We start from the raw sequence: 10912 nt of genomic DNA on the forward strand, positions 1-10912 counted from the left end.
CGCCCATTCTTTTCAGGAGACGGCCATGAAGCCCGCTCGATCGGTTCGACAGTTTGCGTTGCGTTTTATCTCCGCCCTTACTTTGTCCGTTGCTGCGGTGGGGATCGGCACCCCTGTTTTGGCGGTGCCCGTGGCACAGGATGCGCCCTTTGCCTCGGACCGGCTGTCGGTCGAGGTGATCGGGCAGGGGCCGGATGTGATTTTTGTGCCCGGCTATACGTCGTCGCGCGAGGTCTGGCGCGAGGCAGCCCAGCGTTTATCGGCCACACACCGTGTGCATCTGGTGCAGTTTTCGGGCTTTGCCGGTCAGCCGTGGAGCCATGGTGACGGGCCGTTCCTGGCACCGGCGCTGGACGAGTTGGCCCGCTATGCCGGCACTCTGGATAAACCGGCCCTGATCGGTCACTCGATGGGCGGCTTTGCGGGGCTGAGGTTGGCCCAGCAGCACCCCGATCTGTTGTCCAAGGTCATGAGTGTCGACAGCCTGCCCTTCTTTGGCGTGCTGATGGGACCACAGGCGACAGCGGAAAATTTGGCCCCGATGGCCAGCCAGATGAAGGCCATGTTGTTGGCCGTATCGCCGGACATGTTCCGCGCCCAGCAGGCGCAAACGGCGGTGGGCATGACGCTGACCGAGGCCAAACGCTCCGCCATCGTCGAGGATTCGCTCAACTCCGATCCGCAGGCCCGCGCCACTGCGATTGCCGAGCTGATGGTGGCCGATGCCCGCGCCGATCTGGGCAAGGTGACGGTGCCGTTCTGGGCGGTCTATGCCGTGGACCATTCGGGCGGTCAGGGGGCCATGGCTCCGGCCGTGTGGACGCGCGAATATGCAGCCCTGCCAGACGTGAAAATGGCGGCTGTCGAGAACAGCCGCCACTTCATCATGTATGACCAACCGGATCGTCTGAACGCCCTGATCGATGATTTTTTGTCGGCAGACTAGGCGCGCTTATTGCGGGCGCAGGGTCTGGGTGACGTCGCCCTTGGGACCTGTGCCCGCGAACTCGGCGGCATAGGTCGGGTTGATGGCCTTGCCCAGAGCCTCGAACGGTATGGTCAGATAATAGGGACCCTCGACATAGGGGCCGACATCATAGGCATTGAGCAGGAAGGTAATGCCCGAGGACTTGCCCGCCGTGTCGGACGGGGCCAGCATCACGGCTACCTTGCTGACATCGGGGCAGGTCCACATGCCGGTGGCCTGTAGCGGCACCGAGCCCTGACGGCCCTTCTTGGCGGCGTTGACGGCATCGCACAGGGTGCGGCCCAGCAAAGCCTTGTCAGCATCGGCGGCGAACAAATCGGCAGCGGCAACCTGTTTATTGGTGGTGCGGTCCCACAGAAGACCGGTGGCCACCGTATTGGAGTGGGCACCGCCCGAATAGTCGAAGTCCGAACGCATCATGCTGAACAGACGGCCCGTCTCGACGGGCTGGCTGTAGAGGATGGTCTTCTCATAGGGCGGCAGGTCGGCGCTGCCGAACTCGCTACGGTCTGATTGCGCCCCTTCGGAATAGTCTTTCAGCTTGCCGACTTCTGCATCGTAAAGCTGCTTGTAGAGATCAGGATAGCCCTTGATGGCCTCGGGCAGGGTCAGGCTGACCTTGGCATAAGGCGTGACGGATTCATATTTCAACGGCCCGTCGGCCTCGGCCGAGGCGGCGGGCTTTTCCGTCTCATTGCCCTTCTGGCCGCGATCACAGGCGGCTACGCTGAGGGCAATGGAGCTGCATACGAGCATGTAGCGGAAAGTGCGCGTGATTTTCATGTGGTCGTCCACCCGAAAGAGAATCAGAAACTGATCTGGCTTAACGCTATAGCAGCCAGAAGGATCAATCCGGCCTCGCGATTGGATTTGAAAAGTTTGAGGGCCAGTGCCGGATTATCGACGCGCAGTCTGGTGATCTGCCAGACAAAGTGCAGGCCGTAAAAGCCGAGGAAAACCCAGAACAAGGGACCGGCCTTGGCCAGCCATCCGGCGACACCGGCCAGCACAAAGGCCAGCACATAGAAAATAGCCACGCCCTCGCGCACCTTGGAGCCCAGACGGCGGGCAGAGGATTTTACCCCCGCCATGACATCGTCCTCGATGTCCTGAAGCGCGTAGATGGTGTCATAGCCCAGCGTCCAGAACAGGCCACCGGCATAAAGCACCAGCGCCGCGGGGCTGACAAAACCGGTCATGGCCAGCGGCGCGGCCACACTGGCCCCCGCAAAGCCCAGCACAGCACCCCAGTTAAAGGTCAGGCCCAGCCACGCCTGCGGCCACCATGTGATGCGCTTCATAAACGGATAGGCAGCGACCAGAAACAGGCTGAGGAAGCCCAGCAGAACCGCCATCAGGTTCATGGTCAGCAGAATAGACAGGCTGACCAGACAGATGCCGATCACAAAGGCGGCGGCCTGTTTGGGGCTGATCTGGCCAGATGGAATAGGGCGGCTGGCGGTGCGGGCGACCTGTGCATCAAAATCGCGGTCGACAATGTCGTTCACGGCACAGCCTGCACCGCGCATCAGGGCGGCACCGAGGGCAAAGCCGAAAATCAGCCATGTCTCGTACCAGCCAAAGCCGCGTCCTGTTTCCAGCAGGGCCAGCATGATCCCCTGCCAGCCCGGCAACAGCAAAAGCCATGTGCCGATCGGGCGGTCGAAGCGCCCCAGCTTCAGCCAAGGCTTCAGCTTTTGCGGGGCATAGCGGTCAACCCAGTTGTCATGGGTGGCATCGGGCAGGGGGGCAGTGGTCATGCCCTGTCTTTAAACACTCGCGCCCGAAGGGGCCAGATGCTCAAGCTTGGGCGATTTCGCCGCTGATCTGGCGCAGGGCATTTTCGAACACCGCAGCCGGTTGTCCGCCCGAGATCAGATACTGGTCGTTGATGACCACGGCGGGAACCGAGGTGATACCGCGCGACTGCCACAACTGTTCGGCAGAGCGCACCTCGGTCACATAGCGGCTGGAGGCCAAGATCTCGGCGGCTTCGGCACGGTCGAAACCAGCGCTTTGGGCCACCTCGGTCAGGATACCGGCGTCGGAGATATTACGGCCATCGGTAAAATGGGCTTCGAACAGCGCCATTTTCAGCGCCTGCTGGCGGTCAGGTGCGACCTCGTGCGCCCAGTGCAGCAGGCGGTGGGCGTCGAACGTATTCCAGATACGGCTCTTCTCGGACATCTGCATGTCAAAGCCGACCTCTGCGGCGCGATCACGGATCATGGCGCGGTTGGCCGCCGATTGTTCGGGCGTAGAGCCGTATTTGCGCTGGATATGCTCGCCGAGGTTTTCGCCCTCGAGGGCAATTTGCGGGTTCAGTTGGAAAGGCTGACAGGTGATGTCGGCTGAAATCCCTTCGGCCTTCAGCTTGTCCAGCGCCTGATTGAGGCTGCCAAAACCGATCACGCACCACGGGCACATGACATCGGACACAAAGTCGATCTTCAGGGGGGCTTTGTCGGTCATGGCGTGCGTCTTCTGAAACAGATGATGTTGCAAACCATATGGACGCCCGCCTGGCCTGCGCAAGGGTCTGCGACGAACAAAGTTCGCATCACGCGAAACAGATTTGAATGGGGGAAAGAGGGGGCGGCCCGGTTTCTCAGTCGGGGGGCGTGTTGACCGGGCCGCAGGAACCTACCGGATTGGGGGGTGGGGGAAAATCCGGTGGGTTCTGTCTTGTAAACTGGCGTTCTTCGGGAAGGTTCCTTGGGGTTGCATTGAAATATGTGTTTTTTCAAACCCCGATTTTAGATGTCCCCAAAAGCTGTTCTGGAACGGGTTGCCATGTGGGGTTGTACAGGCCAGTGAAGGGGAGTGAATACGACCCTGATCATTGATTGCGACCCGGGGGTGGATGACGCCACCGGACTGTTGATGGCCTTTGCGGCCTCGAATATCGACCTGTTGGCGGTGACCACGGTAGGGGGAAATGTCCCTGCCAGCCGCACGGCCAGAAACGCCTGTATCCTGCGCCAGATTGCTGCCTGCGAGCATGTGCCGGTGTTTGCCGGTGCCGATCGTCCGCTGGTGCGCGAGCCTGCGGGGGCGGGCGAGTTCCATGGCGAGGAAGGGCTGGGCGATATGGCCCCGTTCGACACCGCCAAGGGCGTCGAGGCCGAACATGCTGCCGATGCTATTGTCCGTCTGGTGATGGAACGTCCGGCGGGTACGGTTGATCTGGTGGTGATGGGTCCGATGACCAATCTGGCGCTGGCCCTGCGTCGTGAGCAGTCGCTGGCCGATCATTTGCGGCAGGTGGTGGCGATGGGCGGTGCCCGCAGCGAGGGTGGCAATATTACTGCCAGTGCCGAGTTCAATATCTGGGCCGATCCCGACGCGGCGCACGAAGTGATGCACAGCCCTGTGCCGGTGGTGCTGATCGGACTGGACGCCACCCATCAGGTGCGCGCCACCGAAGAGCGTATCCGCACCATCGAGGCGATCGGCAATGCCTCGTCTGACGCCGTGGCCTCCATGCTGCGCTTCTCGCAACGCATAGAGCGGACGATTGTCGGGTGGGATGCGGCACCGTTGCATGATCCGTGTACGGTCGCCTATGTGATGGCCCCCGAACTGTTCCGTCTGCGTCCTGCCGAGATCCGTATCGAGGCGCAAAGTGATCTGACGCGCGGCCATACGGCGGTAGAGATGCGCGGTGACGTGCTGGAGGCCCGTCATCTGTGGGCCGTGAAAGCCGATGCCGAAGGTATATTCGATCTGATTGGCGAAACCCTTGCGGGAGCAAAAACATGAGGATCACTGTCGTAGGGTCGATCAATCTCGACTATGTGGCGACCTGTGCCAGCCTGCCGCGAGCGGGTGAGACGGTGACAGGGGCCACACTGGCCCGCCATCCGGGCGGCAAGGGGGCCAATCAGGCTCTGGCAGCGCGCAAGCTGGGCGCAGATGTCTGCATGATCGGCCGTGTCGGCGATGACGAGATGGCGCTTCCGGCAACAGCCTTGCTGGACACCTATGGCGTTGATCTGGGCGGTGTGGTCACCGATGCCGATGCCCCGACGGGTGTGGCCCTGATTTCGGTCGATGCCGATGGCGAGAACCAGATCACGGTGGCCGCCGGTGCCAACCATAATGTCATGCCCGAACAGCTTCCGGCCCGTATCGAGACGCCGCTGATCGTGCAGTTGGAACTGCCGATCGAAACTGTCGAGGCGGCGGTCGGGCGCGCAACTGAGTTTGTCTGTGTCAATCTGGCCCCTGCGGCACCGGTATCGGATGCCATGTTGCGCCGTGCCGACCTGATTGTGGTCAACGAGACCGAGGCGGCGTTTTATGGCGATGCCCTGCACCACGGCGGCGGGCGTGTGGTGGTGACCAAGGGCGCACGCGGCGCGTCCATGTATTTGCGCGGCGTGCAAATGGCGTGGGCCACGCCACCACACATCAGGGCGGTGGATGCTGTGGGGGCGGGCGATGCCTTTGTCGGCGCCATTACAGTAGCCCTGCTGGAAGGTATGGACCCGCAGGATGCGCTGGAATTTGCCTGTGCAGCGGGCGCAGTGGCCTGTACGCGGGCAGGGGCGCAATCGTCTCTGGCTGACCGCGAAGAGGTCGAGGACCTGTTGAACGCCTAAAGATGCACAATCTGGCGCACGGCCATACCGTCCGCCAGAGCATCGAACGCCCCGTTGATCTGTTCCAGCGTCAGTGTGCCTGACAACAGGCGGTCAACGGGCAGGCGACCGTCTTTGAACAGGCCGATATAGCGGGGGATGTCGCGGCTGGGCACGCAGGTGCCGATATAGGCCCCCTTTAGCGTGCGCTCCTCGGCGACCAGACTGACAATATTGACCGGCAAGACGGCATCGGGCGGCGGCAGCCCCGCCGTGACCGTGGTACCGCCGCGCCGTGTCATCTTCCATGCGGCCTCCAGCGCGCGGGCCGAACCGGCCATCTCGAATGCAAAATCGGCCCCGCCACGCGTAAGGGCGCGCACCTGCTCGACAGCATCGGGATCGGCAGCATTAACGGTGTGAACCGCGCCCAGAGTGGCCGCCAGTGCCAGCTTGTCGGGGTTGAGATCGACCGCCACCACAGGGCTGGCCCCCGCTGCCAGCGCGCCCAGAACTGCGGCCAGACCGACGCCGCCAAGGCCGATCACGACCGCCGACTGACCTGCCTTGAGCCCTGCGGTATTCACCACAGCGCCTACGCCGGTCAGGACAGCACAGCCGAACAGGGCTGCATGTTCAAACGGCAAATCCTTGTCGATCTTGACCAGCGAACGGCGCGAGACAACCGCATGGGTGGCAAAGGCCGAACAGCCGAGATGGTGGTTCAGTTGCGGCTCGCCCTCGCAGACAAAGGCACGGCGGCCTGACAATAAACGCCCTTCGCTATTGGCCACAGCGCCCGGCTCGCACAGGGCAGGGCGTCCCTCGGCGCAAGGGGCGCAATGGCCACAGGACGGCATGAAGACCATCACCACATGATCGCCGACCTGTAGATCATCAATGTCTGGGCCAAGCGCCTCGACAATACCGGCGGCCTCGTGACCCAGTGCCATTGGCAGGGGGCGGGGCCGGTCGCCATTGATGACCGATAGGTCCGAATGGCACAGGCCCGCGGCCCTGATCCGCACTCGAACCTCGCCCGCCGCAGGATCATCCAGCGTGACCTCGCGGATTTTCAGAGGCTGGCTGTCGGCATAGGGCGTGGCATGGCCCGTTTTCTCCAGAACGGCGACGCGGGCGGTGACGGGCATGGCGACTCTCTGGACAGTTGTGCGGCTATCTCGGGCATGGTCACAGGTCGCGGTCTGCGGCACTGTGGGCCAAAGACCAAAGGTCAGCCAAAAGAGACATCGGGCAAGAGGGAAGTCGGGCTTATGTCATCACATGCGCGTGCCACACGGGCGGATTACAGCCGCTTTGTCACCCTGACGACGCGCTGGGCCGACAATGATGTCTATGGCCACATCAATAATGTTGCCTATTACGGCTATATCGACACGGCGGTGAACCAGTTGCTGATCGAGGCAGGTTTGCTGGATGTGGCGGGCTCGGACGTGATCGGCGTCGTGGCCGAATCAGGGTGCCGCTATCACGCGCCCGCCCACTATCCGGATGTGATCCATGCAGGGGTGCGGGTTGGAAAGCTGGGCAATAGCAGCGTGCGCTATGAGGTCGGCCTGTTTCGCAATGCCGAAGACCAAGCCGTTGCCGAAGGATTTTTTGTGCATGTGATGGTCGGGCGCGAAAATCGCAGACCGCAACCGCTCAGGCCCGACCTGGGGCCTTTCTGGAAAGCCTGATCCGGTAAATCGCGCCGGATCAGGTTTCACAGATAGTCTTTCCAGACTTCAGGCAGGGCCTAGTAGTCGCGGCGCGGGCGCAGCAGGGCCAGAATGCCCACAGTGGTCAGAACGCCCAGTGCAAAGGCACCGATGACCGAACCGGTGGCCGTTGCGGTCGAGACGGTCACAGGGCGGCGGGCATAACGCTCGACGATCTCGGTGGCGTTCGGATCGCGCAAACCTTCATCGTAAGCGTCGTCCAGATAGGTGTCGTCAACAGCGACCATGATTGTCCTCCAAACTCTCTAGCGCACAATCCGTAGCGCATTGGGCAGTTCCCTGTGGTGACAGAGAATGCGCCATCCGGTAAAGGGCGGCCCTTAGCATATTCGACATTTGGCGAGCGACACCATGGCCGGCCACTCAAAATTCAAAAATATCATGCACCGCAAGGGACGCGCCGATAAGGTGCGCTCCAAGCTTTTCTCGCGTTTATCGCGTGAAATCACGGTTGCAGCCAAGGCGGGCATGCCCGACCCGGCAATGAACCCGCGACTACGTCTGGCAGTGAACAACGCCAAGTCGGAGTCGATGCCCAAGGAAAACATCGAACGCGCCATCAAAAAAGCTTCGGGTGGCGAGGTCGATGCTCTGGAAGAAATCCGCTACGAGGGCCGTGGCCCAGGTGGCGTCCAGATCATCGTCGAGGTTCTGACCGATAACCGTAACCGCGCCGCATCGGGCGTGCGTTCGGCCTTCGCCAAAAATGGCGGCGCGCTGGGCGAAAGCGGCTCGGTCACCTTCATGTGGGACCGTGTGGGCAAGATCACCTATCCGGCCGAAGCCGGTTCGGAAGATGCCGTGATGGAAGCGGCTATCGAAGCCGGTGCCACCGACGTCGAAAGCGATCTGGTCAAACCGGACATCTACGAGGATGCACCGGGTCACACCATCTGGACCGCCTTTGAAGATCTGAACGATGTGGCCGAGGCTATGTCCAAGGTTCTGGGCGATCCGAAGTCGACCGCTATTGTCTGGAAGCCACAGTCGGAGATCGAACTGACCGGTGACAGTGTCGGAACGCTGTTTAAGCTGATGGATGCACTGGACGCCGAGGATGATGTCCAGCAAGTGTATTCAAACGAAGACATCTCGGACGAGGACGCGGCCAAGTACGCGGGCTAGTTCGAGTTGGGGCTGGAAAAGGGCGGCGCTGTTTTGGCGACGCCCTTTTTCTATGCCTGAACCCTAGTCACAGACGGCCCAGTCGCTATCGGTGGCCTGCAGGCTTTCCAGCGTCATGGTTGTTTTGCCCAAGGGCGTGCTGGCCGAATAGGATGACTGCGCGGTGCCGGACGGACCGACACGGCTGAAGGTCACCAGATCGAACGGTGCGCTGTCGGTGCCGCTGACATGCCATGCCAGTCCGGTCTCGTCGCCAGAGCCGGCCTTGCAGGCGAACAGTTTTAACTGTGCCCCCTCCATCAGCAGCGCATAGGCGATGTTGACGGGAACCTCGCCTGCCGGACCGGACCAGTTAAAGGCCAGATTTTGCTGGTTGTTGCGTTGGGTAATCACCGCTTCGAAGGGGGCTACGCGACCACTGGCCAGCGTCGATCCGCCGACCTGTTCGTTGGTCCAGTTGATCTGCGGCAGGCGCGTTTTCAACTGTTCCAGAGATGTAGCCGAGGCTGCACCGTCACGGGCATGGGCGGCGATCAGGATACGCGCGGCGTCCAGACCCTGCTGGGCCTTGTAAAAGGCTGCGGCACAGGTGTCGGCGTTTGCAGGCGCGCCGTTCTCGGTCGGGACGGCGTTCTTGAGGCAGCGGGCCAGGAAGGCGTCGCGCTGGTCATTTAAACGGGTCATTTCCTTGGCGGCGCTGGCATCGGGCGCTGTTGCTGTCGGATCTTCGGGGGTTGCAGGACCGCTTGGGGGAGAACAGGCCGCCAGAACCAGTGCGGCTGCCATTGCGAAAATCAGGCGCACTGCGGGGTGGCGGGATGGCATAGGCGGCTCCGTGATAGGCGGGAAATGACGCGAAGGATTATCGCTTCAAAAAATAAATAAACTCAGGTGCAAAAAGCGATGGCCTGCTCCAGCCAGATGGCTAGTCCCTGACGCTGCCACAAGGCCAGACCGGCCAGTGACAGCACAATGGCTCCGCCCACTAACAGGGCGGGAACCAGACGCTCTGGTTTCGGGGCGGGCTTTTGCGGTTGTTCGCTCATTGGGTTTGCGCGACAGCTTGGGGCGGGGTTTGGCGGATAGGCAGATTGGCCACCGCGGCGATAAAGGCCAGTGCGATACTGATATACCAGACCAGATTATAAGATCCGGTGGCATCAAAAACGAGCCCGCCCAGCCATGCGCCGAGGAAGGCCCCGATCTGGTGGCCAAAGAAGACGATCCCCGTCAAAGCGGTCAGGTTTCGAAGACCATACATCTGGGCCACAAGCCCGTTGGTCAAAGGCACCGTCCCCAGCCACAGGAAACCGAAGCTGGCGGCAAACATCAGCGCGCTGGCGCTTGAGAGCGGGACCAGCAGAAAGACGATAATCGCTACACCGCGCAGGGTGTAAAGCGTAGCCAGCAGGTGCTTCTTGGAGTGTTTGCCACCCCATGCGCCCCACATCCACGATCCCAGAATATTGAACAGGCCGATCAGAGCCAGACCCGTCGCACCGGTCGAGCTGGGCAGGCCCTGGTCGGTGATGTAGGTCGGGAAGTGGATGCCGACAAAGGTGACGTGAAAGCCGCAGACAAAATAGCCGCTGCACAACAGCCACCAGCTCTTGTCGGCAAAGGCCTGTTTCAAGGCCTGATTGAGCGGCAGACCCTCGGCGCGTGCCGGCGCGGCGCTGCCTCGTTTGCCCATCAGGCCAAAGGCCAGCGGGACAATCAGGGTCAGCATCACGGCCAGTATATACAGGCTGTTGCGCCATCCGGTGGCGTCGATGAGTGCCTGCGCCATCGGCACGACAAAGAACTGGCCCAGTGATCCACCCGCGGTGATGATGCCAAAGGCCAGCGTGCGCTTTTCAGGGGCAACGATTTTGCCAACTGCGCCCATGGTGACGACAAAGGTCACGCCCGACATGGCCATGCCCACAAAGGCCCCAAAGCCGATGCCCAGACCCCATACGCCCGACGCGGTCGCCGTCAGGGCCATGCCGGCCACATAGACCAGAGCCCCGATAATCAGCACACGGCCGGGACCATGCTTGTCGGCATAGGCTCCGACAAAGGGCTGGATCGCGCCGAACAGAAGGTTTTGCAGCGCCAGCACAAGACCAAAGGTCTGGCGATTGATGCCCAGTTCCATGGTCATCGGGGTCAGGTACAAACCGAATGACTGGCGTGCGCCCATGGCCAGCGTGACGATGGCGGCACTGGCCGCGATCATAATCCAGACTCTGCGGGACAGATGGACAGGGGGGGACGCGGACATGCACTGGCTTTCTGCGGCTATACCGCAACGGGAACTGTTCCTGTCAAAACACAGACCGTGGTCCGTCGCAATCTATGGTTCGATGATGGTTCGCATGATGGTGCAGTGAAAAGCCCGCTCCGGTCATTGTCTGCTAACCTTCTTTGGGGCATGACGTGAACGGATGGCGAACGAAATGATCAGAATCGTCGGGATCGATCCCGGCCTG

At 61.6% G+C, this 10912-nt stretch carries 13 protein-coding genes; 5 read left to right on the forward strand and 8 right to left on the reverse strand.

Annotated features, from left to right (window positions below):
• Positions 1 to 25: 25 nt before the first annotated feature.
• A complete protein-coding gene (locus RSB01_RS06855) occupies positions 26 to 946 on the forward strand; it encodes an alpha/beta hydrolase (RefSeq protein WP_332590149.1) in 921 nt (306 codons plus the stop codon).
• A 6-nt stretch (positions 947 to 952) separates the two neighbouring features.
• Here the strand turns inward: RSB01_RS06855 and RSB01_RS06860 are convergent, their stop codons facing one another.
• The 3 genes from RSB01_RS06860 to RSB01_RS06870 are packed head-to-tail and all read right to left on the reverse strand — an operon-like array spanning position 953 to position 3460.
• Positions 953 to 1771, reverse strand: a complete 819-nt coding sequence (locus RSB01_RS06860; RefSeq protein WP_332590148.1) for a DUF3298 domain-containing protein — start codon at positions 1769 to 1771, stop codon at positions 953 to 955.
• A 23-nt stretch (positions 1772 to 1794) separates the two neighbouring features.
• Entirely contained in the window at positions 1795 to 2748 is a 954-nt protein-coding gene (ubiA, locus tag RSB01_RS06865; RefSeq protein WP_332590147.1) for a 4-hydroxybenzoate octaprenyltransferase, read from the reverse strand.
• A gap of 40 nt (positions 2749 to 2788) precedes the next feature.
• Positions 2789 to 3460 (reverse strand): DsbA family oxidoreductase, encoded by a 672-nt coding sequence (locus RSB01_RS06870; protein ID WP_332590146.1) that lies wholly within the window; start codon positions 3458 to 3460, stop codon positions 2789 to 2791.
• A 351-nt stretch (positions 3461 to 3811) separates the two neighbouring features.
• Between RSB01_RS06870 and RSB01_RS06875 the strand changes: the two genes are divergently transcribed.
• Positions 3812 to 4750, forward strand: a complete 939-nt coding sequence (locus tag RSB01_RS06875) for a nucleoside hydrolase (protein WP_332590145.1) — start codon at positions 3812 to 3814, stop codon at positions 4748 to 4750.
• Positions 4747 to 5592, forward strand: a complete 846-nt coding sequence (locus tag RSB01_RS06880) for a ribokinase (protein WP_332590144.1) — start codon at positions 4747 to 4749, stop codon at positions 5590 to 5592. The genes RSB01_RS06875 and RSB01_RS06880 overlap by 4 nt, the downstream gene beginning before the upstream one ends.
• On the opposite strand, the gene RSB01_RS06885 is transcribed toward RSB01_RS06880, so the two are convergent.
• Positions 5589 to 6722 (reverse strand): zinc-dependent alcohol dehydrogenase family protein, encoded by a 1134-nt coding sequence (locus RSB01_RS06885; RefSeq protein WP_332590143.1) that lies wholly within the window; start codon positions 6720 to 6722, stop codon positions 5589 to 5591. The genes RSB01_RS06880 and RSB01_RS06885 overlap by 4 nt on opposite strands.
• A 123-nt stretch (positions 6723 to 6845) precedes the next feature.
• Between RSB01_RS06885 and RSB01_RS06890 the strand changes: the two genes are divergently transcribed.
• The gene (locus RSB01_RS06890) at positions 6846 to 7271 is read left to right on the forward strand and encodes a thioesterase family protein (RefSeq protein ID WP_332590142.1); all 426 of its coding nucleotides are present in this window, start codon (positions 6846 to 6848) and stop codon (positions 7269 to 7271) included.
• Positions 7272 to 7330: 59 nt separating this feature from the next.
• Here RSB01_RS06890 and RSB01_RS06895 read toward each other — a convergent pair whose 3' ends face one another.
• Complete coding sequence (locus RSB01_RS06895; RefSeq protein ID WP_332590141.1) at positions 7331 to 7540, reverse strand: hypothetical protein; 210 nt, start codon at positions 7538 to 7540, stop codon at positions 7331 to 7333.
• A gap of 124 nt (positions 7541 to 7664) precedes the next feature.
• Between RSB01_RS06895 and RSB01_RS06900 the strand changes: the two genes are divergently transcribed.
• Complete coding sequence (locus tag RSB01_RS06900; RefSeq protein WP_332590140.1) at positions 7665 to 8438, forward strand: YebC/PmpR family DNA-binding transcriptional regulator; 774 nt, start codon at positions 7665 to 7667, stop codon at positions 8436 to 8438.
• 63 nt (positions 8439 to 8501) lie between these two features.
• Here the strand turns inward: RSB01_RS06900 and RSB01_RS06905 are convergent, their stop codons facing one another.
• From RSB01_RS06905 to RSB01_RS06915, 3 genes are all read right to left on the reverse strand, one after another.
• Positions 8502 to 9263, reverse strand: a complete 762-nt coding sequence (locus tag RSB01_RS06905) for a hypothetical protein (RefSeq protein ID WP_332590139.1) — start codon at positions 9261 to 9263, stop codon at positions 8502 to 8504.
• Positions 9264 to 9325: 62 nt separating this feature from the next.
• A complete protein-coding gene (locus RSB01_RS06910) occupies positions 9326 to 9484 on the reverse strand; it encodes a hypothetical protein (protein WP_332590138.1) in 159 nt (52 codons plus the stop codon).
• Entirely contained in the window at positions 9481 to 10704 is a 1224-nt protein-coding gene (locus RSB01_RS06915; protein ID WP_332590137.1) for an MFS transporter, read from the reverse strand. The genes RSB01_RS06910 and RSB01_RS06915 overlap by 4 nt, the downstream gene beginning before the upstream one ends.
• Between the last annotated feature and the right edge of the window lie 208 nt (positions 10705 to 10912).

This window comes from Brevundimonas sp. (genome assembly GCF_036659295.1).
In the GTDB taxonomy this organism is placed as follows: Bacteria; Pseudomonadota; Alphaproteobacteria; order Caulobacterales; family Caulobacteraceae; genus Brevundimonas.

Bases quoted from the DNA above. Each gene is read 5' to 3' on its own strand.
- RSB01_RS06880 (WP_332590144.1), top strand. From the start codon at position 4,747: ATGAGGATCACTGTCGTAGGGTCGATCAATCTCGACTATGTGGCGACC.
- RSB01_RS06890 (WP_332590142.1), top strand. From the start codon at position 6,846: ATGTCATCACATGCGCGTGCCACACGGGCGGATTACAGCCGCTTTGTC.
- RSB01_RS06895 (WP_332590141.1), bottom strand. From the start codon at position 7,540: ATGGTCGCTGTTGACGACACCTATCTGGACGACGCTTACGATGAAGGT.
- RSB01_RS06905 (WP_332590139.1), bottom strand. From the start codon at position 9,263: ATGCCATCCCGCCACCCCGCAGTGCGCCTGATTTTCGCAATGGCAGCC.
- RSB01_RS06915 (WP_332590137.1), bottom strand. From the start codon at position 10,704: ATGTCCGCGTCCCCCCCTGTCCATCTGTCCCGCAGAGTCTGGATTATG.
- RSB01_RS06855 (WP_332590149.1), top strand. From the start codon at position 26: ATGAAGCCCGCTCGATCGGTTCGACAGTTTGCGTTGCGTTTTATCTCC.
- RSB01_RS06900 (WP_332590140.1), top strand. From the start codon at position 7,665: ATGGCCGGCCACTCAAAATTCAAAAATATCATGCACCGCAAGGGACGC.
- RSB01_RS06870 (WP_332590146.1), bottom strand. From the start codon at position 3,460: ATGACCGACAAAGCCCCCCTGAAGATCGACTTTGTGTCCGATGTCATG.
- ubiA (WP_332590147.1), bottom strand. From the start codon at position 2,748: ATGACCACTGCCCCCCTGCCCGATGCCACCCATGACAACTGGGTTGAC.
- RSB01_RS06885 (WP_332590143.1), bottom strand. From the start codon at position 6,722: ATGCCCGTCACCGCCCGCGTCGCCGTTCTGGAGAAAACGGGCCATGCC.
- RSB01_RS06860 (WP_332590148.1), bottom strand. From the start codon at position 1,771: ATGAAAATCACGCGCACTTTCCGCTACATGCTCGTATGCAGCTCCATT.
- RSB01_RS06910 (WP_332590138.1), bottom strand. From the start codon at position 9,484: ATGAGCGAACAACCGCAAAAGCCCGCCCCGAAACCAGAGCGTCTGGTT.